The sequence below is a fragment of the Nocardia sp. NPDC058705 genome (assembly GCF_042749305.1).
GTDB lineage: Bacteria > Actinomycetota > Actinomycetes > Mycobacteriales > Mycobacteriaceae > Nocardia.
Genome location: NZ_JBHYRN010000010.1, coordinates 77,407 through 102,392, shown reverse-complemented (window position 1 = coordinate 102,392; position 24,986 = coordinate 77,407). Strand labels below are relative to the sequence as shown.

Here is a 24,986-nt window from a genome sequence, read left to right as displayed (position 1 = left end):
CAACGAACCCCGACCCGATTCGCCGGGTCGGGGTTCGGTAATCGTCGGTCAGGCCTTGATTTCCTTGGAACGCCCGAAGATCATGCCGTACACCAGGGCACCCAGTGCGCCACCGATCAGCGGGAACAGAACGAACGCCCACAACTGACCCATCGCCCCGTCCTGGAACGGCGCCGTTGCGATGCTGCGCGCGGGATTGCCCGACCCGTTGTCCACCGGGATCGCGACGATATTGAGGATCGCGAACGCGGCGCCGATCGACAACCCGGCCAGCGGCGCGTCGGAGATCTGATCGGTGGAGGCGAGCACCACGAACACCAGCACGCCGGTGAGCATGACCTCCATGATGATCGTCGCCGCCAGCCCGTACCCGTTCTGGACGACGACCTCTCCCAGCGGCCCGGTCAGCGCCGAGGGGCTGTGCGCTCCCCAGCCGTTGGCGCCGAGCCCGTCGACCGGGCGGTCGTAGGCGGGCAGGTTGTTGGCGACCGCGAACAACACCAGGCCCGCCAGCAAACCGCCGATGACCTGGGCCAGCACGTAGAAGGCCGCGTTCTTGGACGTGATCCGGCCCAGCAGCAACTGCCCCAGCGTCACCGCCGGATTCACGTGGCAGCCCGAGATCGGCCCGAGGGCGTACACCAGGAACATCAGCGTGAGACCGAAGGCCATCGCCACACCCAGCGGACCCACCCGGTCACCCGCCAGGACCGCCGTGCCGACGCCACCGATCACCAACACGAAAGTGCCGAGTCCTTCGGCCGCCCACTTCTTGGTATCGGCGACGGCATTCGGATCGACGGATTCTTGCGCAGAAAGAGACATCGGCAACCACCTCTGGGAGGACTCACCCCGCGACGAGCGGGGTCCGCACGATCCACCCGGACATTACGCGAGGCGGGTGACCTCCACAACGACCTCGAGGTCGGTCGAGCCGCCGCCGGAGAACACGCCTTTCAACGGCGGCACATCCGCGTAATCCCGTCCGACACCGACAGATACGTGCTGCTCGTTGACGGCGAGGTTGTTGGTCGGGTCGTAACCCCACCACTGCCCGGTCCACGCCTCGATCCACGCGTGCGACTGCCCCGCCACCGTCTCGCCGATCTCCGCGCCCGCCTTGGGGTGCAGATAGCCCGAGACATAGCGGCTCGGAATCCCCATGCTGCGCAACAACACCAGCGTCAGATGGGCGTAGTCCTGGCACACGCCACGCCGCTCGGCGAAGGCCTCGAGCGCCGAGGTGTGCACCGAGGTCGTGCCCGCGATGTAGTCCATCTCCTTGTGCACCCACTCGGCCGCGCGCACCACGGCCTTGGCCGGTTCCTCACCGCGAGCGAGCTGCCGAGCCACGGTCGACAGTTTTCTGTCACGCGGCACATAGGCAGTGGGACTGAGCATTTCGTCGAACCGGTCGATGACCCGGCCGCCCTGCAGGTCGTCCCAGCTCAGTTCCTCGGTCGGTTCCGCGAACGGCTCGGTCTCGACCACCGACGACCCCATCACCTCGAGTTCGGTGTGCGGGGCGTGCAGGTCGAAGGCGGTGACCGCGGTGCCCCAGTAGTCGGTGTAGCGGTAAGACCTTGTCGCGGGCACGGTTTCGACGCGATTGAGGATCACGTTCTGTCTGCTGTCGGCGCGCGGAGTGAGCCTGGCCTCGTTGAACGAGCGCGTCACGGGCGCGTCGTAGACATAACCGGTGGTGTGCACCACCCTGATCCGCCAACTCATAGCTCTCCCTCAACCTGCACGCGGCCGTCCTGGCTGCTGCGCACATCGGTCCACGCCACCCACGGGGCGGCGTGGAAGTACTGGCGTGACACGGCTTCACTGAGCTCACGGCACGATTTCTGCAAAGCGAGCAGCCGGGCCTGCAGGTCTTCCAAAAGCACACCCGGCGGCAGGAATTCGAGTTCACTTCGGGCCCGTCCGAGCACGCGCTGCGCCTCGTGCCGCGCGCCGACGCGGCTGCCCGGGCGCTGATCGAGCTCGGTCAGGCAGGCCTCCGCCACGCGCAGGGTGTGGAACACCGAACGCGGGAACAAGCGGTCGATCAGGATGAACTCGGCGACCCTGGCGGCGTCCAACGCACCGCGGTGGGTGCGTAGATAGGTGTCGTGGGCGCCCGCCGAACGCAACACCGTCACCCAGGCGGGCGAGGACGTCTTGTCCCCGGCGCGCGAGAGCAGCAGGCGCACCATCATGTCGACGCGTTCGATCGAGCGGCCGAGCAGCAGGAAGCGGTAACCGTCGTCGCGACTCAGGGTCGAGTCGGTCAGTCCGGTGAACATCGCCGCCCTGCCCTTGATGTAGGAGAAGAACTCGTGCGGGCCGAGCCCACGCGCGGCCCGCTCGGCGGTGGCCATGCCGTTGTAGGTGGCATTGAGGCACTCCCACATCTCACTCGAGGTGACTTCGCGGGCGCCGCGGGCGTTCTCGCGCGCCTTGGTGATGGAGTCACTGATCGAGACGCCGTGGTCGTGGCTGTAGGCGACGAGATCGGTGACCGACCACACGTCCAGCCGCAAACCCTCGGGCGGTTCGATCCCGAGCACCTTGAGCAATACGCGCGACGTGCGGTCCGCGTCGACGGTGGCGTCTTCGAGCAGTTGGTGCACCGCCACGTCAAGGATGCGCGCTGTGTCGTCGGCGCGCTCGACGTATCGGCCGATCCAATACAGGGATTCGGCGTTTCGAGCAAGCATGTCTGTTATTCCCCGATCAGCCGCTGGGTCTGCTGTTGTTGCTGCTGTTGCTGATTGGCCTGCGGCGTACTGAGTTCCCGGCCCAGCTCGAACGAATCCGCTTGCGGCGGTTCGCTGACGAGCTCGGGTCCGGCCAGTTCCCGGTCCTCGGTCCCCGCGCGCCCGGCCAGCACCCAGGTGTCCTTGCTGCCACCGCCCTGGCTGGAGTTCACGACCAGCGAGCCCTCCGGCAGCGCCACCCGGGTGAGCCCGCCGGGCAGCACCCAGATGTCGTCGCCGTCGTTGACCGCGAACGGACGCAGGTCCACGTGGCGCGGCGCGAGATCGTCGCCGATCTTGGTCGGCACCGTCGAGAGCTGCACCACCGGCTGGGCGATCCAGCCGCGCGGGTCCGCCTTGATCTTGCGCTTGATCGCCTCGAGCTCGCGCGGTGAGGCGTCGGGCCCGATCACGATGCCGTAGCCGCCTGACCCCTCGACGGGCTTGACCACCAGTTCACCGACGCGATCCAGGACTTCCTCGCGTTCGTCGTCGAGCCAGCAGCGGAAGGTGTCGACATTGGGCAGGATCGGCTTCTCGCCGAGGTAGTACTCGATGATCTTGGGCACGTAGGTGTAGATGAGCTTGTCGTCGCCGACGCCGTTGCCGACCGCGCTCGAGATCACCACATTGCCCGCGCGGGCGGCATTGAGCACGCCCGCGACGCCGAGCACGGAGTCGGGGCGGAAGTGCATCGGGTCGAGGAAGGTGTCGTCGATGCGCCGGTAGATCACGTCGACCTGACGCTCACCCGCGGTCGTGCGCATGTAGACGACATTGTCACGGCAGAACAGGTCGCGCCCCTCGACCAACTCCACACCCATCTGCCGAGCCAGCAGCGAATGCTCGAAGTAGGCCGCGTTGTGCACACCCGGCGTGAGCACCACCACGGTCGGATCGACCTCGTTGGGCGCGGCCGAGGCCCGCAGCGCGCGCAGCAGGTGGCCGGGATAGTCGCCCACCGCGCGCACCCGGTGCGAGGAGAACAGATCGGGGAAGACCCTGGCCATCGTGCGCCGGTTCTCCATCACATAGGAGACGCCCGACGGCGAGCGCAGGTTGTCCTCCAGTACCCGGAAGTCGCCCTTCTCGTCGCGAACCAGGTCGATCCCGGAGACGTGGATGCGCACGCCGTTGGGCGGGACCAGCCCGGCGGCCTCGCGGTGGAAGTGTTCACACGAGGTAACAAGGCGCTTGGGGATCACCTGATCGCGCAGGATGTTCTGTTCGCCGTAGACGTCGGCCAGGAACAACTCCATCGCGGTGACCCGCTGTTTGATGCCGCGTTCGAGTTTGGCCCACTCCGCGGCGGCGATCACCCGGGGCACCAGGTCCAGCGGGAACGGTCGCTCCTGCCCCGACAGGGAGAAGGTGATGCCCTGGTCGATGAACGCGCGGTCCAACGCATCCGAGCGTTTGGCCAGGTCATCGACATCATTGGCCGCCATCGCGGCATGGATACCCTTGTACGGCGCCCTTACTTTCCCTGACCCGTCGAACATCTCGTCGAACGCGTCAGCGAAGCGGCCCGGCCCATATCCCTCGAACAATCCGGTGTGTGTGGAAGCCGACTGCCCGTTCGTTCTCACCATCGCCGGTGATGCAGATCGAGCCGTACCCGGCGCAGTGGTGGAGGTCATGACAAAAACTGTGCCCCACCCGGCAGCAGCGTCGTGTGTGAGACAGGTAAATTCTTTGCATCACCTGAAACGGGTGAAATCGGGCGGAGTCTTCCCGGTCGGGCGGATGAGGGCCGATTTCGCCGGGACGTGCCGAGCTGGTAACCTCGATCTTCGGCGCGGTGTTACCCGTAGTTCAGCACCATCTGCTGCATCGTGGGCGCGCGCCCGACGAGCTTTCAAGGAATACCACCCAGCGAACAGGAAACCAGAGGATACAGGCGTGGCCAACATCAAGTCTCAGATGAAGCGGATCCGTACCAACGAGGAAGCGCGTCAGCGCAACCAGTCGGTCAAGTCCGCGCTGCGCACCGCGATCCGCAATTTCCGTGCGGCTGCCGCCAGCGGCGACAAGGAAAAGGCTGCCGAGCAGCTGCAGTTCGCGAGCCGCAAGCTCGACAAGGCCGCGTCCAAGGGCGTCATCCACGCCAACCAGGCGGCCAACAAGAAGTCCGCGCTCGCGCTGGCTCTGAACAAGATCTGATCGTCGGCGAGCCTGGTGCTCGCTGGTAGTACATACCCAAGACGCAGCCGCCGTGGCCTCGATGACCACGGCGGCTTTTGTCGTTCCCACGGAGGGGTTACCATTCGCGCCATGTTGACGGTGTACGCGAATCAGACGGTGGTACGAGGCGATGACCTGGCCGAGGTGATCCGCGCGGCGGAGATCCTGGGTATCGGTCTCAAGGTCGAAAATGTGATGGTGCCCGACGAGGACGGTGGCTACGGCGCCGCCTGGATCGTCACCCGTGAGGACGAGGTCCCCCTCTACGACGAGTGGGAGGGTCGCTACGACGACATCGATGAGGACGAGGACTCCGACGTCTCGCTCGTCGTCGCCGGCGAATAGTCAGTTCACGCAGGGCACCTGCCCCGAGGTGATGTCGCTGCGGACCGGCTTGCCCGAGTCGGGAGTCTCAAGCTCCGATTCGGTTGTGTCGGTCTGCCACGCCCCCTCTGCGGTCTGCGACGACCAGGCGGCCGGCGGCTGTGTGCGTTGTCCGGTGCGCTTGGTGGTCGAGGTGGGCATCGGCGTACCGAAGGCCGCGGCGATCTCGCGGCGGATCGCCGACCGGTCCACGATGTTCACGTCCTGCCCGTTGATCACGTCATAGCGCAGCACCGGCAGGGTGCGGAATTCGACCTGAGGATCGTCGGCGTTGCCGAGGGTGCGGACGAATTCGGTCATGTTCCAGCCGTCCGACAGCACGATATTGCGGTGCGCCACCGCCATCAGCGCCGAGAGTCTGCCCGGATCGGTGAGGGTGCCCGTGCTGCGGAGTTGCCTCGCGACCGAGGTCAGGAATGCCTGCTGACGGTGGGTTCGATCCAGGTCGCCGTTCTCCAGTCCGTGCCGTTGCCGGACGAAGGCCAGCGCCTGTGCCGGATTCAGATGCTGGCGGCCCGCGGGGAAGTCGGCGCCGGAGAACTCGGTGTCGCGCACCGGGGCGTTCAAGCAGACCTCCACGCCGCCCAGCGCGGCGGCCAGATCGTAGAACCCGGCCAGGGTGACCTCGGCGAATCTGTCGATCGGCACTCCCGTCAGATCCCGGACCGCGGTCACGGTCGCAGCCCGTCCCGCCTCCCGGCCCGCCTGTTCCAGCTCGCGCTGATCAGTGACGCCGCGCGCGATCAGCTGGTCCTGCACGGCGGCCTTGCGCAACCCGTACGCCTCCTTGATCTTGGCGTGGGTGTAGCCGGGGATGCCGGTGACCGGCACGTAGTCGTCGCGGGGGATCGATACCGCGACGATCTTGTCCATCGCGGCCGGAATGTGCACCAGGATCAAAGTATTGGCGTTGTAGCCGCCTTCGTCACCGTCGCCGGCGTGGAGTTGATCGAGGACTTCGGCGGGTAGTTCGTTGCCGTGCTGATCGCGTCGGGTGTCGAGTCCGATCAGCAGGATGTTGAGATCGCCGCCGAGGGAGTGCGGTGCGTCGTCGCCGATCGCCCCCGACCGCAGGAACCCCGCATCGAAACTCCCCGCCGTCGACCATCCATATGCCGTCACCACCACCACCGCGGCGGACAGCAGCGCGACGAAACCCTTCACAACCTGCCGCGTTACTCGCCCCGCTGAGCCCCGACCGCGTCGACCGCGCCCGCCTTTTCCATCCCGGCTACCACTCGGCTCAACCATCTCATGATCAACTGTGCCAGCCGTGACAGCGATCCAGCATCGCGATTCGATCCCGATTGGATGGAGGTGCGGCGCGCCTCGTCAGGGGGAACAGGTACAGGCTCGCCGGTCCAGGACTGGCCGGAGGACCTGGATCAGCCTGCGGCGCGGAGGTCGAGGATGCGGGCCAGCGCGTGTTCTACGGCGTAGGTGGCGTCGGCGGCGCCGCCTTTGACGTCGGCGTTGAGGGTGGCGACCACCTGGAGGGCGGTGCCGATGGTGGTGGGGTTCCAGCCGCGCGCTTGCCCCTGTGCCTTCTTGACCTTCCAGGGGGGCATGCCGAGTTTCTGGGCGAGGGCGAACGGGTCGCCGCGGCCCGCCGAGCCGACTTTGGCGATGGTGTGGACGGAGTCGGCGAGTGCGTCGGCCAGCAGGACGTGTGGGACACCGCGGTCGGTGGCCCAGCGCAGGGCTTCCATCGCGCCGGAGCGGTCGCCTGCGACGGCGAGGTCGGCGACGTCGAAACCGGTGACCTCGGCGCGGCCCGAGTAGTAGCGGCGGACCGCGTTCGCGTCGACCTTGCCGCCGGTGTCGGACACCAATTGCGAACAGGCGGCGGCCAATTCGCGCAGCTCCGAGCCGACCGATTCCAGCAGCACCTGGACCACCTCGGTCGGCACCTTCACCCCGAGCGCACGGAACTCGCCCCGCACGAATTCCGCCCGCTCGCCACCCTTGCCGAGTTTCGCGCACTCGTGGACGGTCGCGCCCTTCTTCTGCAGCGCGGGTGCCAGCGCCTTGGCTCGTCCGCCGCCCGAGTGCAGCACCATCAGCACCACACCGTCGGGCGGATCGGCCGCAGCCTCGGTGATCACCGCGACCGCGTCCTTGCCCGCTTCCGCAGCCGACTCGAGCACGATCACCCGGTCCTCGGCGAACAGCGACGGACTGAGCAACTCCGCCAGCTCGGCCGTGCTGGCATCACCGGCGCGCAATCGGTCGACCGGCACCGAGTCCGGGTCGGGCGCACAGGCCCGTACCTGCGCGGTCACTTTCGCAACCGCACGTTCGACCAGCAGTTCCTCGTCGCCGAGGACCAGATGCACCGAGGCAGGGCGTTCGCTCACCCTGCGATCCTACGTACGCCCACCGACAACCCGGCCGGGCGGTACGCGCCGACGGGAGGTGACGGTTCGCAGGTCGGCGGTGGTGCCCACGATCACGACATCGCCGTCGAGGTCGGTCCGGGCCACGGTGGTGCCGAGCGCGGCGAGGGTGGTGGTCACCGTGGGGTGCGGGTGGCCGAAGGTGTTGTCCGACCCGGCGCTGACCAGTGCCAGGCGTGGGCCGACGGCGCGCAGGAATTCCGGTGTGGTGGTCCGTGATCCGTGATGCGGCACCTTGAGGATGTCGGCACGCGCCTCTCCTGCCCGCAGAATCCGCCCCTGCACCTCGGCCTCGATGTCACCGGTGAACAGGATCGTTCCCGCCTGCGTGCGAGCACGCAGCACCAGCGACCGATCGTTGGCTTGATCGGCCGCCAAGGATGTCGGCACCTCCTTGCTCGGCGCCAGCACGCGCAATCCGACTGTCCCGAACGTCATTTCGTGCCCGGCATGGAGTTCTGTGAGTGGAATTCCCGACGCCCCAGCCAGCCGTGCCACTCGTTCGACTCCACCGGTGTCGTCGCTATGGCCGTGCGATTCCCCTTGCGCTACATCATGTTCCGATGACTTCGCTTCAGCCCTCGCAACCCGCTCCCCCGGTGTTCCACTCGGACACACCGAACTCTCGCCCGTCGATGTGACCTCGATGCTCGTGTTCGACGGTAGCGATCGCACCCCATCCACAGGCGGCAGTTCCTGCGCCGACTGTGCGGGCCTGGGAATCACAGGACCGGGGCGATCTGCACCCGCCGAGTTCGATGTTCCTGCAGCCACTCCCAGCGGCGAAGGCTCACCGGACTTGTCCGGGGGACTCGATGGCGCGTCGGCAACCACCGCCGGATGAGACGGCGATCCTGCGATCTCGATGGAAGGCGACGGCGGTCCTTCGAGGTCGGCGGGATACGGAAGCGATCCCGCGACTTCCGCCTGAGACTCGGGGAATCCAGCGACGTCCGTGAGGTGTGGCGATGCCTCCACCGCGTTCATGCGATCCGGCCCGCGGCCGGCGTCCTGGGTCTGGCGGGCCGGAACCTGGGTGGATGGATGTGCATGGGTTCGGTTCGCCGCGGCGCATGCGTCGGCGATCGCTGCGCGGAGTTCGCCGGGGGCGGTGGCTATCGCGTCGACGGTTCGGCCGCGGAGGGCGCCGGCGACTCCGTTGATGTGGTCGGCGTGGGGGTGGGTGAGGACGAGGAGTGGGATGTGGGTGATTTCCAGGCGGTCCAGGCAGGCCCGGATCGGGCGCGGGTCGGGGCCGACATCGATGACGACAGCGGCACCAGGGCCGACCGACAGGGCCAAGCCGTCTCCCTGCCCGACGTCGCACATGGCGAGCACCCAGCCCGATGGCGGCCACCCCGGTTGCAAGAAGCGCACGGGGAACAGCACGATCGCCACCCCCAGCGCGACCGCCGCGAGGAGCCTGCGGGTGTGGGACCAGCGCAATGCCGCCACGACCGCGACGACGATCACTGTCGCCACCGCTCCGCCGACGGCACCGCCCGGCACCGTCATCGTGGCGCCGGGCACGGCGGCGGCTCGATCGGCGACGCCGAGCAACCACCACATCGGTGGCCGCGCACACCACAGCACCCACACCGCCGCATCGCCCCACACGCAGGCCACGACCGCGCCCACCGCTCCGATGACCGTGATCACCCCGACCACCGGCGCGACGAGCGCATTCGCCACGATCGCCACCAGGCTCACCCGCCCCGACAGCGCGACCATCAGCGGCACGGTGACGACGAACGCGGCCGCCGACACCGCGACGATCTCCGCGGGTGCGCGCCACCAGCCGCGCGCCCGCAACCAGTCCGCCCAGCTCGGCGCGAGCAGGATGAGGCCCGCCGTGGCAAGCACCGACAGTGCGAACCCCGCGCTCACCGCCAATTGCGGTGCGACAGCCAGCAATCCGATCACCGCCGCGCACAGTGCGGGTAGCGCCTGTTTTCGCCTTCCGGTGAGCAGGGCCAGAACTGTTACCGACCCCATGGCCGCCGCGCGCAGCACACTCGGGTCGGGGCGCGCGATGACGACGAACAACCCGACCACCACAGCGGCCGCCGCGGCACTGGTCCTTGGACCCGCGGTGAGCAGTCGGGCGAGCGCGAGCAGAGCGGTCAGAATGATGGTGAAGTTCGCGCCGCTGACCACGCAAAGGTGTTGCAGTCCAGCGATTTCGAATGCGTCTCGCACACCGTCGGGCAATGCGGCGGTGTCGCCGACGACGAGCGCGGGCAGCAGCCCCGCAGCGTCCGGGGGTAGTGCCCGCGCCGAAGCGTCGACCAGATCCGATCGCACACTCGCCGCGAGCCGCTGCCACCACGGCGGATCGCCGATCCGCTTCGGAGCTTCCGTGGCGTGCAGGGTGGCAACGGTCAGGTCCGCACGGTTCGGTTCGCTCACCTCGGCGCGGAATCGCACCACCTGTCCGGGCGACAGTTCGGCCCATTCACCACCTTGCGCCAACACCACCAGCGATCCGCCTGCTTCGGTCCACGCCTGACCCTGACCGAACTCGTGCAGACCCGCGCGAACGATCCACCGCCGCTCGCCACCGAATCCACCGGCGCGCATGGGTTTCGCATCATCGGTGACGACCGCGACCACATTCACCGATCGACCGAACGACTCCCGCAGCGGGTGCGACTGAACGTGATGCTCCTGCCAAGCACCCGCCGCCCCGAACCCCGCCCCGAGCAGCATGGTCGCCAACCCGGTCACCGCGACAACCCGCCACCGCTCCCGCCGATGCGCCATCGCCCACAACAACACCACCCACAACCCGATCGCCACCACCACGGCACCGACCGCCAGCACCACCCCCGCAACCCATCCCACGGTCACCGCGACGATCGTCGCCCCCCAACACCCCAGCGCCGCAGGCACCAGCCGCATGTCGAGCACCTGCGGCTCCGACTCCGCCGGATCCTGCCCGCCATCCACCCGCAGGCCGGCATCCGACCTCCGGGCTTCCAGCCCGAACCGCTCAGCCGCCGCCCATCGACCTCCCCCGGTCCTTCCCAGGCGCGGCTCCGATTCCTCCCGTACTGCTCCCCCGACCGGCGCAGTTCTCATCCGCCGGCCTGGTCGTCTCGTCTGCGCGTGTCAGTACCCGCGGGCGCGTCTGCGGCACAGTGCATTTCGCCGAGCCCGTTCGCACACGCAGGGTGGGTGTCGCCCGGTACCGGCGCGCAGTCGGCCAGTGCTCCCTCGGATCGGTCTGTGGTACGCCGACTTTCCTTCCTCGCGCACGGCCACACCGGACAGGTCATGTGGTCACCTCCGCGAACTCCGGAGTTCTCGGAGTTGCAGTCGACGACAGCGGCCTCCCGGTCGTCATCAGCTGCGGGGATCTCGTACCGGTTGCTATGCCATTGCGGAGGAATCACGTCGTCACCAGGTCACGCAGTTTGGCCAGGCGGGCTGGGCCGATGCCGTCTACCTCGCCGAGTTGGGCGACATCGGTGAAGCGTCCGTTGGTTGTGCGCCACGCGAGGATCGCTGCGGCGGTGACCGGGCCTACGCCGGGTAGCGCGTCCAGCTCGGCTTCGGTCGCGGTGTTCAGGTCGACGCGGGAATTGCCGGTCGAAGTACCGGCGCCGGTGCTCGAACCCGCTGTGCTCGATCCCGCTGTGTTCGGACCTGCAGGCTTCGAACTAGCGGCGGTCGAGCCTGCGCTGGCCGACGGGTTCGCCGGTGGACGACCCGCGCCGATCATGATGCTTCCGAGGCGTGGTTGGCCTTGTTGGGGGTCGGTAGCGCCGACGATGACCTGGTCACCGTCCGCGAGTCGTTGAGCCAGGTTCAGGCCTGCAAGGTCGGCACCCTCGCGGATACCGCCTGCCTTCTCCAAGGCGTCGGCGATCCGCGAGCCGTCCGGCATTCGGTGCAGCCCGGCTCGTTCGACCAAGCCGACCACACTGACAACGACATCGGCGCTCGGAGTCGAGCTCTGCGCGGACATCGAAGCCGTCACCGCAGTCGGTCCAGGTTGTGTCGCAGCACTTTCCGCCCGCAGTACCGGCACCGGGGGCACCGACCTCGCCACCGGCTGATCGCGCAGCACCATCACCCCGGTCAGCACCACGGCGATGACCCCGACCAGGCCGAGTACCAGCGCACCGCGACGACCCGGATCCAACCGCGCATCCCGAAAGCGCTGGGGCACCAGCCGGTTTCGCCTGCCCGACGCGCCGTCATCGAGCCATCCGGGCGTTCCGACCGCACCCGAGGGGCCGGACGACGGTGCGAGTTCGTCCTCGTCCCAGTGTCCGTCGCCGTCGTCGGCGCGCGAATCGTCGTTCCCGGGTTCGCGCAGTGGCGGACTGCTCGGTCGTGCTCGCTCGCGGACCTCCAGACCGCCCAGCCGCTGCCGTACTCGCTCGTGCTCTTCGTGTCGTGACATGGCAGCGACGGTAGGCCAACGGCAACCTGGCAAACCCTCGCCGACCTGGGCCTGAAAGAAACCTGTGGATAACTCCGCGCCTGTGGATAACTCACCCTTCAGCGGCCCTCGAGCCCGAGATCCGTTCGGCCCGGGTGGATACCGTGCGCTCATGACCGAATCGAAGTACTCATGGACCCATGGAACTCGCACAACGATTCCGCGACTTCGCACTTCGCGAAGCAGGCGACAACTCCCCGCTGTACCGCCGGCGGGCACTGGATATCAGCACGGACCACGAAGTGTTGGCGCTGATCGACCGATTGCCCACGGACAAGCAGCAACCCAACCTGATCCTGGCTGCCGCGCGAGTCAACGGTGCGATCGCGGTTCCCTACAGCGAGTTCCGCGACCAGCTGCGCGAGAACTGGCCGGCGATCTCGGCGACCGCGCTGTGCCGGCGGACACAGACCAACGAGGCGGGCCGTGCGGCCACCCTCCTGCCGGTGCTCGCACGCCTGCCCGGGCCCCTGTCACTCATCGAGGTCGGTGCCTCGGCCGGACTCTGCCTGTACCCGGACCGTTTCAGCTATCGCTACGACACCGCCGCGCTGGATCCGTCCGACGGTCCGTCACCGGTTGTGTTGACCTGCAAGACAACCGGGCCGGTGCCGATCCCGGACCGGCTCCCCCGAGTTGTCCATCGGGCAGGAGTGGACCTGAACCCGCTCGATGCCGCCGACAGCGAGGACCGGCAGTGGTTGTCGGCACTCGTGTGGCCAGGGCAGGACGAGCGGCTGGCACGGCTGCGTGCAGCCTGCGAGATCACCGCCGCGGATCCACCGAATCTCGTCACGGGCGACCTGAACGAGCAGATCACCGAGCTCGTCCACGCGGCACTTCGCGACAGCACGGTGGTGGTGTTCCACAGTGCTGTGCTCAGCTACCTCTCACCACAGGCACGGGCGGACTTCCGGGCGACGGTGCGAAACCTGCCCTGCCACTGGGTTTCACAGGAGGGCTCAGGAGTGCTCACCTCGCTGGCCGACCGGCTGCCCCCACGCGAGAGCACGGCGGCCCGGTTGGTGCTGGCCCTCGACGACGAGCCGTTGGCGTTCGCCGGGCCGCACGGCCAGTCGCTGGACTGGTTCGGCCCGGCGTAGCGGCCTCAGATTCGGCGCATCACGGACACGACGCGGCCGAGGATGACCGCTTCGTCGCCGTCGATCACGGCGTAGGCGGGGTTGCGCGGTTCGAGTTGGACGTGGCCGTTGCGGCGGCGGTACACCTTGACCGTGGCTTCGTCGCCGATCATGGCGGCGACGATATCGCCGGAGTTGGCTTCGCGCTGACTACGGACGACAACGAGATCGCCGTCGCAGATCGCGGCGTCGATCATCGAGTCACCGCGGACCCGCAGGCCGAAAACCTCACCGCGGCCGACCAGTTCACGCGGCAGCGTCATCACCTCGTCGGGATTGTGCTCGGCCAGGATCGGGGTGCCCGCGGCGATGTCGCCGACGACAGGCACCGACACCGAGGCGTCGGAATCGGCGGCGGGCGCGCCGCGCAGGAACAGACGCACGTCGATGGGGCGGCCCATGGAGGCGGAGCGGCGCAGGAAACCGTCGTCCTCCAACGCTTTCAGATGTTGGGAGACCGTGGAGGTGGAGCGAAGGCCCACCGCGTCGGCGATCTCGCGCGTGCTCGGCGCGTAGCCGTTGGCGTGCACCGAATCCCTGATCACGGCGAGGATGTGCTGCCTGCGTGCGGGCAGGTTCGCGGCGTCGAGGTGGTCGAAGTCGTCGTATCCGGTCATCGGGAAATCGTAGAGCCCCACCCGATCGGCGCTTCAGTGCAGGTTCCTCGCGAAACAGTTCGATTGCGGGAGGGCGTGATACGGCGCGAACAGCGGAATCCGGTGGTAGCCGCTGCGCTCGTAGAAGCGCACCGCGTCGGGCTGCAGGTGCCCGGTCTGCAGAATCATCCGGGGCTGGCCGGCCTCGCGGACGGCCGCTTCGGCGGCGTGCAGCAGTGCCGTCGCGGTGCCGGTGCCGCGGTAGGCGGGTCGAATGAACATCCGCTTGAGTTCGAGGTCGCCGGCGTTCCAACGCACCGCGGCGTGGCCGACAGGTTCGTCGGCCACGTACGCGACAAAGGTTCGATGCACGCTCTCGCTGTCGACCACATGCGGCGCGAGCCCGCGTGCGGCGAGCTCGTCCTCGAGGTAGGCGTAGCGCGGGCGGATCTCGTCCGACATCTCCGCGCGCAGCGTCTCGGCGTCCGAATGGTCCCAGTCGACGGTGAGCACTCGGACGGGGAGGTCGGTGTGGGGAGAAGTGTGGGCTGCCATGGCATCTACGGTAGGCAACGCGGCGGCGTCAGCGAAGGGTTCGGCCGCACCGGGACTCTGAACCGGCCGGTGTCAGGAACATCCGCCGGGCAACACCGCGACGCCGAGCGCCCCGACGCCGAGGTGCACACCGAGCGTGGGACCGAACTCGGCCACGTAGACCTCCCGCACGTCGGGAAGCTGTTCGCGCAGTTGTGCCGCGATGGTCTCGGCGGCCTCGGGCGCACCGAGATGCTGGATACCGAGGGCAGCACCGTCGGAAGCGGCCGCATCAACTGCAGCCGCCACCAACTTCGCGTACGCGCGCGATCTGGTGCGCACCTTCTCCCGCAGTTCGAGCTTGCCCTCCACCAGCTGCAGCAGTGGCTTCGTCACCAGTTCGCTGCCGAAGAACGCGGCGGCACTGCTCAGCCGACCGCCCTTGCGAAGTTGTTCGGTGCGGTTGACCAGGATGAACGTGCGCGCACGGGCCGCGGCCGTCACCGCGCGCTCGTAGACCACATCCAGCGCATCGCCCGCCACCGCTCGCCGCGCGGCAGCCAGCACCGGCAGACCGGTTGCCAGGCCGGCACCGAGCGAATCGACAAGGCGCACACGGTCTTCGGCGCCCATATCGCGCACCGCCTGGCGGCCCGACTCCCAGGTCGACGACAACAGGCGCGACAGATGCACAGCGACCACGCCGTCACCGTCGCTGTGGCTCAGCGCGCGTTCGTAGGCTTCGCGCAGCTCACCGGGCGAGGCCGCCGAGGTGGTGACCGGGCCCGCCGTGTAGTCGATCTCGACGGGATCGAGGCCTTCGCGGATCGTCCGGTCGCCGACGAGCACATGCAACGGCACCACTTCGATACCGAGCTCGGCGACGATATCCGCGGACAATCCCGCCGCCGAATCGGTGACCACCACAACGGCCACGGACTACCGGACCTCCTGCAGCGCCTTGGTCATCGCGGTCGCGACCGCCGCGTGCCCGGCCCAGCCCCAGTGGATGCCATCCGGGTTCGCCGACCCCGACTCGATGTCGTCACGCACGGCCTCACCGAGGTCGACGAGCGGCACCGAGGTGCGACCCGACCACGCCTGCAGTGCCTTGACTGCCCGTGCCCTGCCCCGGTGCACCCGACCGTAGGCATCGCAGGTGTGCACCGACGGGAGCACCGCGACGACGGGGAGTTCCGGACGCAGATGGTTCAGCGCCTCTCGCGACTGCTCCAGGTAGTTCACGCTCACCTTCGGCGGAAGAGCAACGCGGCGACCGATTTTCGACAACTTCGGCTGCAACCAGTTGTACGACGAACGCACGCCACGACGCAGACGCGGCGGGCGGATGTAGCGGATCATTTCCCGCAGCGCGGTCGGCAGCGGAGAGGGCAGCGTGTCCATGCCGCCGACGGCGAACACCACCGCCCCCGCACGCGGCACCGAGGCCCAGACCCGAGGATCTCCGATCAGCGCCCAGTAGGCGTCGCGGCAGGTCCAGCCGATCCGGGCGATCAGCTCGACGTCCCAGTCCAGTTCCGCGGCAACCATGTTCGGCCAGATCCGCGGATCGTCGGCGGGCAGTCCACCCTTCGGCCCGTAGTAGGCGAGGGAATCGGCGATCACCAGCAGCACGGGGCGCGGCGCGGCCGACTCCACCGGCCTCGGCGCCTCGGCTTCCTCGACGAGCAGCGAACCGGCAGGTGCCTCGACGACCGATTCGCCTTGCAGTGCAACAGTGTTGGCGGATGCCGCGGCTACGCGGTCCGCTTCTACGGCAGCCGGAGAAGTCAGCAAGCTGTCAGCAGAATCCGAGCCCGCATCCAGGCCGACAGCGCCGGACTCAACCTGCACATCGGCGGCGGCAGCTTCGTCGGCCGAAAGGTTTTCGGAATCTTCGGCCACGGGTGCGACAACGACACCCGAGGATGCCGGACCAGCCGTTTCCGGTCGGAGTGGTTGCGGCTCAGCCGGATCGATCGCTCCGGTCGCATCCGCGACCGCCTTCGGATCCTCGACGGAGATGCCGTTCTCGGTGACCGAGACCGCCTCGACTTCGGCGACATCCGCTTCGGGCCGGGCGGTATCTGCCCGCACAACAACGGCGTTCGCGTCGGCGGGTTCATCGGCAGACTCCGCTACACCGGAAGCCGCGCTCTCAGCTTCCTGCACGGCGGAACTGGAGGCGATGTCGACCACGTCGGGTTCGCCCGCTGTCTCGTCACGATCCGAGGTCACCACGCTGTCGGCGTCGACGCTGTCGGCCGAGGAATCAGCATCGGACGACGATGCGGAATCCGCTGCCCCCGAGCCCGACTCGACGGCCTCTGCCGCCGAGTCGACCGGCTCGGGTTCAGGAACGGCCGGCGGTGGAACCGGGCCGAACAGGGCATCGGGCAGCGATCGAGTGCTGCGCGCGGTCACCTGCTGGAAGAGTTCGTCCGGTACCGAACGGATCGGCTCCTCGCGCTCTGCGCGAGGGGGCCGAGCGGGTGGCGGGCCGAAAAGCGCGTCCGGCAATTGCCGTCCGGCTTTGGCCGTCACCTGCTGGAACATCTCATCGGGTACCGATCGGACGGGCTCTTCATTGGACATCGGGAGCTACCTTCGCCGCTGCGTTCCAAACATCGAGGCGCCAGCCGGGTCGGTCGACATCCGGGCCGTGACTGGAAAGCTGCACCCAGCTGGTGTTGGCCAGCCCACCGAGGATCGGCCAATTCTCTGGTGGCAGTTCCAGTAACGCGGCCGTCAGAGCAGCGATCAGCCCGCCGTGCGCAACCAGGATGATAGTCCGACCGGGCCAATCCTGTCGCTCGTTGTACAGTTCGCGCACTACGGGCAGCGCCCGCGCACCGACCTCGAGCTTGCTCTCGCCGCCGGGCGGTGTGTAGGTGGCGTCGAGCCGCCACTGCACCCGCGCGCCGGGGTAGTCGGCGTCGACTTCGAGGTGGGTCAGGCCTTCCCAGTCGCCCAGGTTGGTCTCACGCAGCCGCGGATCGGTGATGACAGGCAGATCGCTGATGTCACCGAGCGCCTGCGCGGTTTCCTTGGCGCGCCGCAGATCGGAGGCGTGGATCGCGATGGCGTTGCGTGAACCCAGTTCGCGCGCAGCCTCTTTGGCCTGCTGGCGACCGAGTTCGGTGAGATCGGTGTCGATCTGGCCCTGCATCCGGTCGGCGGCGTTCCATTCGGTCTGCCCGTGCCGCAACAGGATCAGGTTGCGCACATGGGCGTACTTGCTCACTCGCTGTCTGCCTCTGCCTGCGCGTCGTCGTCGGCGGCCGGAGTCGGCACAGCGGCGATGCCCTCGACGGGAACCGCCGGGCAGTCACGCCACAGACGCTCGAGCGCGTAGAAGTTGCGCTCGTCGTTGTGCTGGACGTGCACGACGATGTCGACGTAGTCGAGCAGCGCCCAGCGACCCTCGCGGGTGCCTTCGCGACGGACCGGCTTGTGGCCTGCTTCGCGCAGCTTGTCCTCGATGTTGTCGACGATCGCGTTGACCTGGCGCTCGTTGGGCGCCGATGCGATCACGAAGCAGTCGGTGATCACCAGCTGCTCGGAGACGTCGAGAACGACGACATCGGTGGCGAGCTTGTCGTCGGCCGCGAGCGCGGCGACCGTGGCCATCTCGATGGCTTCGGTAGAGGCACTCATGCCTGCACCTCGCTGGCGCTCGGCTCCGGCATGACTGCCATGGCAGCTGTATTGATTTGCCGCTCGCTGCGCTCGCTCATAACGGTTTCCTCCTGCGTGATCGCAACCATGTGGCTCAACTACCTTCCGTTCCTGCGGGCACATAGAGGTGCCGCTTCGATATGTACTGCACCACGCCATCGGGGACGAGGTACCAGACCGGCCGACCCTCCGCGGCGCGGCGGCGGCATTCGCTCGACGAGATGGCCAGCGCGGGGATCTCGACCATCGTCACGGCGTCGGCGGGAAGGTCCCGCAGATGCTCCTCGAGATGATCGGTGTTGAGTTCGTAACCCGGTCGGCTCACCCCGACGAACTTCGCCAGTTCGAACAGTTCGGTCCAATCCTGCCATGTCAGGATGTTGGCCAGCGCGTCCGCACCGGTGATGAAGTACAGCTCCGCGTCGGGGTGGGTGTTCTGCATCTCCCGCAGGGTGTCGACGGTGTAGGTGACCTTGTTGCGTTCGATGTCGGCCCGGCTGACCGAGAACCTCGGGTTGGACGCGGTGGCGATGACCGTCATCAGGTAGCGGTCCTCGGCGGGACTGACCTGCTTGTTGACCTTCTGCCACGGCTGTCCGGTGGGCACGAAGATCACTTCATCGAGCTCGAACCGGTTCGCGACCTCGCTCGCCGCGACCAGGTGGCCGTGGTGGATCGGGTCGAAGGTGCCGCCCATGACGCCTAGTTTGCGGCGTGGCCGAGCTGTCTCGTGCATGAGGTCTGAGCTTAATCCGGCCGCCGCGATCGGGGCGGACCGGACTACTCGCGCTCGCGCGACGACGACGCCTGCGCGCACATCTGGGCGAACTGGGCCCGGGTGCGCTTCAGCTCTTCGATGAGGTGCGCGGCCGGTTCGGCGGCGACCCGGCGGTGGAGTTCGGCCATCAACACATCGATCGTCACCCACCACGGCCCGCGCGCGCGCCCGTTCGGTCCGCGCAGCTGCAGCCAAGCGGCGGCACGCAGGCAGCGGGCCCGCGGCACGATCTTGTCCTGTTCGCCCCACAGCCCCGCGGCGCGCAGGTAGCCGCCCAGCGCCTCGGATTCCTGCCCGCAGCACTCGCGGGCGACTGCGGCCGACCACACCAGGTCGGCATGGTCGCGGCGCTGCGCGGGCGAGCTCGCGATCAGCCGAGCCGCCTCGGCGAACTGCCAGGCGGCCTGTCGGTAGCGGCCGAGGTGGTTCAGCGATTCGGCGAACTGGGCGCGGACCAGCGCGAGCTCGGCGGGTGGGTAGTCGACCGTCGCGGTCAGCAGCGGACGGTCGAAAGCCGACACCGCCTCGGCGTGCTTGCCCGCTCGATGCCAGGCGCGCCCCGCGACCAGCCACAGGTGGGCCGAGTCGGCCTGCGAGATCGGCTGCCAACAGGCCGCGGCCGACGCGGCGGCCCGGGCCACATCGCGGTCACGACCCCCCTGGGCGGCGACAGCGGTGACCAGTTGGGTGCGCATCGTGGCGAGTTCTCGACCACCCAGTTCACCCGCACCGACGACGAGTGCCCGACGCAACTGTTCCTCCGCCGCGGCCGGAGCATCCGCGAGTCGGGCCGCGGCGATCCCGGCCAACCGCCGCGCGGCCCGTGCCCCCGCACCCGGTGCGAGATGCCGGGCCTCGATGTCCGGTCGGTCGGCCACCACGGCGACCGGCTGACCTCCCGCCCCCGCTGCGTCGGGGCCGACGATCACAGGTTCGACTCGGGGGCAAGTCTGCTCGTTCGCGAGGGGGTCGGTCACCGAGTGGACCACATCCAGCGCACGAGCACACGGCTCGCCCGCACAACCCCTACGTCGAATATCCGTCGATCGGATCGCTCATCGTCGTGCGACGCCCCTGCCAGCATGGCGTGATCTTGGTTGCCGGGCCATGTGAGGCGCTTAACGTCGGCTGAAGTCGTCAGACGGTGGGACGTTTGGACTTCGGCAGTTTGGCGACGACCGCGTCGTAGGAGGCGTCGATCAGTTCGCGCAGTTCGTCGTCGGGGACGGCGCCGCCGAGGCGGATGCTGTTCCAGCCGTAGCGGCCGATGTAGGCCGACACGGTGACGTCGCCGGAATAGACGGTGACCAGTTCGTCGGCTTCGGTGCGGTCGCGGCCACATTTGAGGCCGATCGACGTACCTGCGCCGAGAAAGGCGAAGATCTTGTCACCGACCTTGGCGACGACGTCGCCCTCCCACGGCTCGTCTTCCCACGCGCCCGGCTTGGCCAGGCAATACGCCAGCACGTCCACACTCATGCTCCTTCAGACGGGCAACAGTCGGGAGACGACCTCGGTGAGCTGTCGGGCTGTTCGGCATTCGTGCATCTCGATCACCGAGGCGTAGTCATGGGCTGCCGAATCGCCTGTCCCCCACAGCTTTTCGGGTTCCGGATTCAGCCAGTGCGCGTGCCGGGCGGTGCCGACCAGTTCGCGCAGGGTGTCCAGTTGTGGGTTGCGGTAGTTGGTGCGGCCGTCGCCGAGTATCAGCAGCGAGCTGCGGCTGGTGACGGCTTCGCCGAAGTTGTCGGCGAAGCTGGTCAGCGCATAGCCGTAGTCGGAGTGCCCGTCGGAGTCGATGATCCGGGATTCGGTGAAGATCCGGGTCATCACGTCGTCGAGGCCCGCGTACGGCTCGAAGAAGCTGGTGACCTCGTCGGTGCGGTCGACGAACGCGAAGATCCGCACCCGCGAGAACTGCTCACGCAGTGCGCTCACCAGCAGCAGGGTGAAGTTGCTGAATCCGGCCACCGAGCCCGAGATATCGCACAGCAGCACCAGTTCCGGGCGGCCGGGGCGAGGTTTGCGGTTCGCCAGATCGATCGGCACGCCGCCGGTGGACATCGACGCGCGCAGGGTTTTGCGCAGGTCGATCTCGCCGCGCCGCGCTCGTTTGCGCCGCACCGCAAGCCGGGCGGCCAGGATGCGGGCCAGTCGCTGAGTGCCGCGACGCAATTCGGCGAGTTCGCGTTCGGAGGCGCGCAGGAAATCGGCGTCCTCGGCCTGGCGGGCGACACCGTAGGTCGCGACGCGTTCGCGCCCGATCTGTTCGGCTACGCGCCGGTTGGTCTCGGCTTCCACGGCCGCCCGGAACCCGGCGATGCGTTCCCTGGCGACGCGGCGGGCCACCTCGGTGTCGCGCTCACTCGCATCCGGTGGCAGGGCGAGACCCGCGAGGATCTTGGCCAGCAAGGACTGGGGCGCAAGATCTTTGAGTGCCTGGTATGCGGAAAAGGACGGTCCGCGCGCCGACTGGTACTGGCCGAGTTGCTCGACCACTTGACCGGCCAGCATCTGCAACCGGTCGCCGCTGTCGTCGGCGGCGAGCATTTCCGCGAGTTGCTCGCGGAGCGCAGCCAAGTCCACCTGGCCGTCGGGGGTGCGTGGCAGGTCCGCGGCCTCGCCGGTCCGATCACCAACGGCGACGGGAAACCACAGGTCGAACAGTCCGTCGAAGGTGGCGCGATGAGTGGGTCTGCGCAGCAACGCACACGCCAGGCCCTCGCGCACCGCCTCTCGATCGAGCAGGTCGAGCACGGTCAGTACCCGGCCCGCATCCACGGTCTCCGACGGTCCGACCGGCACACCACGGGCCCGGAGCGCACCGACGAAACCGGCGACGTGGCCGCCGATTCCGTGCGGCGCGGGCGCGGTCATGATCAGACCAGTTTCAGCTCGGCCAGCGCGCGCTGGTGATCGCTGCGGTGCTTGAGCACGACGCCGAGCGTGGCGCGCACGGTCGCGTCGTCGAGGTCGGCGGCGCCGAGCGCGAGCAGCGTGTTGCCCCAGTCGATCGTTTCGGCCACCGAGGGCAGCTTCTTGAGTTGCATGCCGCGCAGCACGTGTACGACCCGCACCAGCTGCTCGGCGACGGTGCTCGGGAGTTCCGGTACGCGGCTGGCCAGGATTCGGCGCTCGAGGTCTTCGTCGGGGAAGTCCAGGTGCAGGTACAGGCAGCGGCGTTTGAGCGCCTCCGACAGTTCCCTGGTGGCGTTCGAGGTGAGCACCACGAACGGCTTGCGGGTGGCGGTGATCGTGCCCAACTCGGGCACGGTGACCGCGAAATCGCTGAGTACCTCGAGCAGCAGGCCCTCGATCTCGACGTCGGCCTTGTCGGTCTCGTCGATCAGCAGCACCGTCGGCTCGGTGCGGCGGATGGCGGTGAGCAGCGGGCGCGAGAGCAGGAATTCCTCGGTGAAGACGTCGGCTTTGGTTTCGGCCCAATCGTTCTCACTCGACGCCTGGATGCGCAGGATCTGCTTGGCGTGGTTCCACTCGTAGAGCGCACGCGCCTCGTCGACGCCCTCGTAGCACTGCAGGCGCACCAGTTCGGCACCGGCGACCTGGGCCACCGCGCGCGACAGCTCGGTCTTGCCGACGCCGGCCGGGCCTTCGATGAGCAGCGGTTTACCCAGCCGGTCGGCGAGGAAAACCGAAGTGGCCGTGGCCTTGTCGGCCAGGTAGCCGGTGGTGGCGAGCCGGTCGATGACATCGTCGACCGAGGTGAAGATCGGTTCCTGTACGAGCGTCACGATCACACCGGCCGAGTCTGGCCGTCGCCCCACACGATCCACTTCGTGGAGGTGAGTTCGGGCAGGGCCATCGGGCCGCGGGCGTGCAGCTTCTGGGTGGAGATGCCGATCTCGGCGCCGAAGCCGAACTGCTCGCCGTCGGTGAACGCGGTGGACGCGTTCACCATCACCGCGGCGGCGTCGACCCGGGCGGTGAACTCGCGGGCAGCCGCCAGGTCGGCGGTGACAATGGCCTCGGTGTGGCCGGTGCCCCAGGTATTGATGTGGTCGACGGCAGCGTCGAGGTCGTCGACGACCTTCAGCGCGATGTCCATGGTGAGGTACTCCTCACCCCAGTCGGCATCGGTCGCGGGCACCTGGCCGGGCAGGTCGCCATGGATGGTGACGCCTGCGTCCTCGAGTGCCTTGCTCAGGCGCGGCAGCGCGGTGTCGGCGACAGCGGCGTCGATGAGCACGGTCTCGGCGGCATTGCAGACGCTGGGGCGGCGGGTCTTGGCATTGAGCACGATTGCCTCGGCCATTGCCAGGTCGGCGGCCGAGTGTACGTAGACGTGGCAGTTGCCGGTGCCGGTTTCGATGGTGGGCACCTGCGCGTCGCGCACGACAGCGTTGATCAGACCTGCCCCGCCACGCGGGATCACCACGTCGACGAGGCCGCGGGCCTGGATGAGGTGGGTGACGCTGGAGCGGTCGTGGCTGGGCAGCAACTGCACGGCGTCGGCCGGAACACCCTGGGAGACAAGGGCTTCGCGCAATACCTCGACCAGCGCGGCGTTGGAGTTCGCCGCCGAGGAGGAGCCACGCAGCAGCGCCGCGTTGCCCGACTTGAGGGCGAGGCCGAACGCGTCGACGGTGACATTGGGCCGTGCCTCGTAGACCATGCCGACCACGCCGAGCGGGACACGGGTCTGGCGGATCTCGAGGCCGTTGGGCAGCGTGGAACCGCGCACGATGACACCCACCGGGTCGGGCAGGGTGGCGACCTGACGCAGGCCAGAGGCGATGCCGTCGACGCGGGACTTGGTCAGGCGCAGCCGGTCCAGGAGGTTCTCTTCGGTGCCGGCGGCCTGCGCGGTCGCGATGTCCTCGGCATTGGCCGCGAGCACACGATCGGCGGCGGCGAGCAGGGCGTCCGCCGCCGCGTGCAGTGCGTCGTTCTTCTGCGCCGTGGTCAGCTGAGCCAGCACACGGGACGCGACGCGAGCCCTGCGGGCGGCGTCGTGCACCGCTGCGCGGATGTCGAGCTCGGGGGTCACTTCTACCGTCATGGGTATCAGCGTACGCAGTCCGCCTCGCGCACTCGACGCCACCCGGGGCCCGGAATACGGCTCCGACCGGCGGCGGGACCGAGTTATCCACAGTTTCGGCAATGCTGTTGACCGGCTAGATTCGGTGTTATGGACCGCACCGATCCGCCGACCGTCGTCGTACTGGGCAGCGTCAACATGGACCTGGTCACGACCGTCTCCCGCAGGCCCGCACCGGGCGAGACCGTGCTCGGATCCGGGTTCGCGACTGTGCCCGGCGGTAAGGGTGCGAATCAGGCGATCGCGGCGGCACGGTCGGGCGCGCGGGTGCGGTTTCTCGGCGCGATCGGCGATGACGCGTTCGGGACGGAACTGCTGGCCACACTGTCGGACGCGGGCATCGACACCACCTTGGTACGCAGGGTCGACGGCCCCAGCGGGATCGCCACGATCGTCGTCGACGACACCGGCGAGAACAGCATCATCGTGGTCGCAGGAGCCAACGGCCGGGTGACCGACCTGACCACCACCGAACTCGCGGCGATCGCGGATGCCGACATTCTGTTGTCCCAGTTGGAGATTCCGATCGAGACGGTGGTCGCCGCAGCACGACACGCCCGTGCCTCGGGAACCATCGTCGCGCTGAATCCGTCGCCGGTCGCACCGTTGCCCGGCGAATTGTGGGCCGCCGTCGACCTCGCGATCGTGAATTCCCTGGAATCCGAACAGTATTCGGCCGAGCTGGCACAGGTCGCGCACGTGGTGCGCACACTCGGCGCAGACGGGGCGGCGTATCTCGGCGACAACGAGCTATCCGTCGCAGGACTCGAAGTCGATGTGATCGACACGACCGGCGCCGGTGACGCATTCACCGGCGCATTGGCTGCAACCTGGAATCAGGGTGCACCGACCGCCCTGAACTGGGCGAATACCGCAGGCGCACTGGCGACCACGAGACTCGGCGCCAGCTCGTCCATCCCGGCGAGCGCACAGATCGCGGCGGCACTCACCACCGGCTCACATCCTTGACGCAACTAAAGAACAGGTGCGCGAAATCCGTCCCCGCCAATACCATTGGTCCCTCACCGAAACGAGAAGGGG

The 24,986-nt window shown here is 68.2% G+C and carries 24 protein-coding genes; 4 read left to right on the top strand and 20 right to left on the bottom strand.

The window, feature by feature from the left end; genetic code table 11:
* Positions 1–48 precede the first annotated feature (48 nt).
* The 4 genes from ACFW6D_RS14810 to ACFW6D_RS14795 all read right to left on the bottom strand — a co-directional run bounded on the left by ACFW6D_RS14810 (position 49) and on the right by ACFW6D_RS14795 (position 4,336).
* Positions 49–825: an aquaporin gene (locus ACFW6D_RS14810; protein WP_379328351.1), complete on the bottom strand. Its 777-nt coding sequence runs from the start codon at positions 823–825 to the stop codon at positions 49–51.
* Between the two features lie 63 nt (positions 826–888).
* Positions 889–1,731: a transglutaminase domain-containing protein gene (locus ACFW6D_RS14805; protein ID WP_379328349.1), complete on the bottom strand. Its 843-nt coding sequence runs from the start codon at positions 1,729–1,731 to the stop codon at positions 889–891.
* Positions 1,728–2,705, bottom strand: a complete 978-nt coding sequence (locus ACFW6D_RS14800; protein WP_379328347.1) for an alpha-E domain-containing protein — start codon at positions 2,703–2,705, stop codon at positions 1,728–1,730. Before ACFW6D_RS14800 ends, ACFW6D_RS14805 begins: the two co-directional genes overlap by 4 nt.
* Before the next feature lie 5 nt (positions 2,706–2,710).
* Entirely contained in the window at positions 2,711–4,336 is a 1,626-nt protein-coding gene (locus tag ACFW6D_RS14795; protein WP_379328495.1) for a circularly permuted type 2 ATP-grasp protein, read from the bottom strand.
* A gap of 310 nt (positions 4,337–4,646) precedes the next feature.
* Between ACFW6D_RS14795 and rpsT the strand changes: the two genes are divergently transcribed.
* Positions 4,647–4,907, top strand: a complete 261-nt coding sequence (rpsT, locus tag ACFW6D_RS14790; protein WP_379237486.1) for a 30S ribosomal protein S20 — start codon at positions 4,647–4,649, stop codon at positions 4,905–4,907.
* Positions 4,908–5,018: 111 nt separating this feature from the next.
* Positions 5,019–5,273 (top strand): hypothetical protein, encoded by a 255-nt coding sequence (locus ACFW6D_RS14785; RefSeq protein ID WP_379237484.1) that lies wholly within the window; start codon positions 5,019–5,021, stop codon positions 5,271–5,273.
* Here ACFW6D_RS14785 and ACFW6D_RS14780 read toward each other — a convergent pair whose 3' ends face one another.
* The 4 genes from ACFW6D_RS14780 to ACFW6D_RS14765 all read right to left on the bottom strand — a co-directional run bounded on the left by ACFW6D_RS14780 (position 5,274) and on the right by ACFW6D_RS14765 (position 12,119).
* Positions 5,274–6,476: an LCP family protein gene (locus ACFW6D_RS14780; RefSeq protein ID WP_379328345.1), complete on the bottom strand. Its 1,203-nt coding sequence runs from the start codon at positions 6,474–6,476 to the stop codon at positions 5,274–5,276.
* A gap of 221 nt (positions 6,477–6,697) precedes the next feature.
* On the bottom strand, positions 6,698–7,669 hold the full coding sequence (gene holA / locus ACFW6D_RS14775; protein ID WP_379328343.1) for a DNA polymerase III subunit delta: 972 nt from the start codon (positions 7,667–7,669) through the stop codon (positions 6,698–6,700).
* A 9-nt stretch (positions 7,670–7,678) separates the two neighbouring features.
* Positions 7,679–10,657 (bottom strand): ComEC/Rec2 family competence protein, encoded by a 2,979-nt coding sequence (locus tag ACFW6D_RS14770; RefSeq protein ID WP_379328342.1) that lies wholly within the window; start codon positions 10,655–10,657, stop codon positions 7,679–7,681.
* Positions 10,658–11,099: 442 nt separating this feature from the next.
* Positions 11,100–12,119 (bottom strand): ComEA family DNA-binding protein, encoded by a 1,020-nt coding sequence (locus tag ACFW6D_RS14765; protein WP_379328340.1) that lies wholly within the window; start codon positions 12,117–12,119, stop codon positions 11,100–11,102.
* A 179-nt stretch (positions 12,120–12,298) separates the two neighbouring features.
* Between ACFW6D_RS14765 and ACFW6D_RS14760 the strand changes: the two genes are divergently transcribed.
* Entirely contained in the window at positions 12,299–13,261 is a 963-nt protein-coding gene (locus ACFW6D_RS14760; RefSeq protein ID WP_379328338.1) for a DUF2332 domain-containing protein, read from the top strand.
* Positions 13,262–13,266: 5 nt separating this feature from the next.
* Here the strand turns inward: ACFW6D_RS14760 and lexA are convergent, their stop codons facing one another.
* The 12 genes from lexA to ACFW6D_RS14700 all read right to left on the bottom strand — a co-directional run bounded on the left by lexA (position 13,267) and on the right by ACFW6D_RS14700 (position 23,906).
* Positions 13,267–13,917, bottom strand: a complete 651-nt coding sequence (lexA, locus tag ACFW6D_RS14755; protein WP_379328336.1) for a transcriptional repressor LexA — start codon at positions 13,915–13,917, stop codon at positions 13,267–13,269.
* A 33-nt stretch (positions 13,918–13,950) separates the two neighbouring features.
* A complete protein-coding gene (locus ACFW6D_RS14750) occupies positions 13,951–14,451 on the bottom strand; it encodes a GNAT family N-acetyltransferase (protein WP_379328334.1) in 501 nt (166 codons plus the stop codon).
* A gap of 72 nt (positions 14,452–14,523) precedes the next feature.
* Complete coding sequence (locus ACFW6D_RS14745; RefSeq protein WP_379328332.1) at positions 14,524–15,366, bottom strand: DegV family protein; 843 nt, start codon at positions 15,364–15,366, stop codon at positions 14,524–14,526.
* Positions 15,367–15,369: 3 nt separating this feature from the next.
* Complete coding sequence (gene octT / locus ACFW6D_RS14740) at positions 15,370–16,089, bottom strand: diglucosylglycerate octanoyltransferase (RefSeq protein ID WP_379328493.1); 720 nt, start codon at positions 16,087–16,089, stop codon at positions 15,370–15,372.
* Positions 16,090–17,014: 925 nt separating this feature from the next.
* A complete protein-coding gene (locus ACFW6D_RS14735; RefSeq protein ID WP_379237466.1) occupies positions 17,015–17,674 on the bottom strand; it encodes a histidine phosphatase family protein in 660 nt (219 codons plus the stop codon).
* Positions 17,671–18,087 (bottom strand): ribosome silencing factor, encoded by a 417-nt coding sequence (rsfS, locus tag ACFW6D_RS14730; RefSeq protein ID WP_379328330.1) that lies wholly within the window; start codon positions 18,085–18,087, stop codon positions 17,671–17,673. The genes ACFW6D_RS14735 and rsfS overlap by 4 nt, the downstream gene beginning before the upstream one ends.
* Positions 18,088–18,202: 115 nt before the next feature.
* The gene (nadD, locus tag ACFW6D_RS14725; protein WP_084473077.1) at positions 18,203–18,844 is read right to left on the bottom strand and encodes a nicotinate-nucleotide adenylyltransferase; all 642 of its coding nucleotides are present in this window, start codon (positions 18,842–18,844) and stop codon (positions 18,203–18,205) included.
* A gap of 44 nt (positions 18,845–18,888) precedes the next feature.
* Positions 18,889–19,863, bottom strand: coding sequence for a hypothetical protein (locus tag ACFW6D_RS14720; RefSeq protein WP_379328328.1), 975 nt, complete (start codon positions 19,861–19,863; stop codon positions 18,889–18,891).
* Between the two features lie 160 nt (positions 19,864–20,023).
* Positions 20,024–20,365 carry an MmcQ/YjbR family DNA-binding protein gene (locus tag ACFW6D_RS14715; RefSeq protein WP_379328326.1) on the bottom strand — a complete coding sequence of 114 codons (342 nt, stop codon included), beginning with the start codon at positions 20,363–20,365 and terminating at the stop codon, positions 20,024–20,026.
* 6 nt (positions 20,366–20,371) lie between these two features.
* Entirely contained in the window at positions 20,372–21,763 is a 1,392-nt protein-coding gene (locus tag ACFW6D_RS14710; RefSeq protein ID WP_379328324.1) for a VWA domain-containing protein, read from the bottom strand.
* 2 nt (positions 21,764–21,765) lie between these two features.
* The gene (locus ACFW6D_RS14705) at positions 21,766–22,644 is read right to left on the bottom strand and encodes an AAA family ATPase (protein ID WP_379237458.1); all 879 of its coding nucleotides are present in this window, start codon (positions 22,642–22,644) and stop codon (positions 21,766–21,768) included.
* Positions 22,641–23,906 (bottom strand): glutamate-5-semialdehyde dehydrogenase, encoded by a 1,266-nt coding sequence (locus tag ACFW6D_RS14700; RefSeq protein ID WP_379328322.1) that lies wholly within the window; start codon positions 23,904–23,906, stop codon positions 22,641–22,643. Before ACFW6D_RS14700 ends, ACFW6D_RS14705 begins: the two co-directional genes overlap by 4 nt.
* 129 nt (positions 23,907–24,035) lie before the next feature.
* Between ACFW6D_RS14700 and ACFW6D_RS14695 the strand changes: the two genes are divergently transcribed.
* Complete coding sequence (locus tag ACFW6D_RS14695) at positions 24,036–24,914, top strand: ribokinase (protein WP_379328320.1); 879 nt, start codon at positions 24,036–24,038, stop codon at positions 24,912–24,914.
* The last annotated feature ends 72 nt before the right edge of the window (positions 24,915–24,986 follow it).

What these genes read in the sequence shown, in the direction of transcription:
- ACFW6D_RS14800 (WP_379328347.1), bottom strand. Translation starts at nt 2,705, where the DNA reads ATGCTTGCTCGAAACGCCGAATCCCTGTATTGGATCGGCCGATACGTC.
- ACFW6D_RS14715 (WP_379328326.1), bottom strand. Translation starts at nt 20,365, where the DNA reads ATGAGTGTGGACGTGCTGGCGTATTGCCTGGCCAAGCCGGGCGCGTGG.
- lexA (WP_379328336.1), bottom strand. Translation starts at nt 13,917, where the DNA reads ATGACCGGATACGACGACTTCGACCACCTCGACGCCGCGAACCTGCCC.
- ACFW6D_RS14750 (WP_379328334.1), bottom strand. Translation starts at nt 14,451, where the DNA reads ATGGCAGCCCACACTTCTCCCCACACCGACCTCCCCGTCCGAGTGCTC.
- ACFW6D_RS14710 (WP_379328324.1), bottom strand. Translation starts at nt 21,763, where the DNA reads ATGACCGCGCCCGCGCCGCACGGAATCGGCGGCCACGTCGCCGGTTTC.
- ACFW6D_RS14765 (WP_379328340.1), bottom strand. Translation starts at nt 12,119, where the DNA reads ATGTCACGACACGAAGAGCACGAGCGAGTACGGCAGCGGCTGGGCGGT.
- ACFW6D_RS14810 (WP_379328351.1), bottom strand. Translation starts at nt 825, where the DNA reads ATGTCTCTTTCTGCGCAAGAATCCGTCGATCCGAATGCCGTCGCCGAT.
- ACFW6D_RS14700 (WP_379328322.1), bottom strand. Translation starts at nt 23,906, where the DNA reads ATGACGGTAGAAGTGACCCCCGAGCTCGACATCCGCGCAGCGGTGCAC.
- ACFW6D_RS14805 (WP_379328349.1), bottom strand. Translation starts at nt 1,731, where the DNA reads ATGAGTTGGCGGATCAGGGTGGTGCACACCACCGGTTATGTCTACGAC.
- ACFW6D_RS14785 (WP_379237484.1), top strand. Translation starts at nt 5,019, where the DNA reads ATGTTGACGGTGTACGCGAATCAGACGGTGGTACGAGGCGATGACCTG.
- ACFW6D_RS14760 (WP_379328338.1), top strand. Translation starts at nt 12,299, where the DNA reads ATGGAACTCGCACAACGATTCCGCGACTTCGCACTTCGCGAAGCAGGC.
- ACFW6D_RS14695 (WP_379328320.1), top strand. Translation starts at nt 24,036, where the DNA reads ATGGACCGCACCGATCCGCCGACCGTCGTCGTACTGGGCAGCGTCAAC.
- rsfS (WP_379328330.1), bottom strand. Translation starts at nt 18,087, where the DNA reads ATGAGTGCCTCTACCGAAGCCATCGAGATGGCCACGGTCGCCGCGCTC.
- nadD (WP_084473077.1), bottom strand. Translation starts at nt 18,844, where the DNA reads ATGCACGAGACAGCTCGGCCACGCCGCAAACTAGGCGTCATGGGCGGC.
- ACFW6D_RS14795 (WP_379328495.1), bottom strand. Translation starts at nt 4,336, where the DNA reads ATGGTGAGAACGAACGGGCAGTCGGCTTCCACACACACCGGATTGTTC.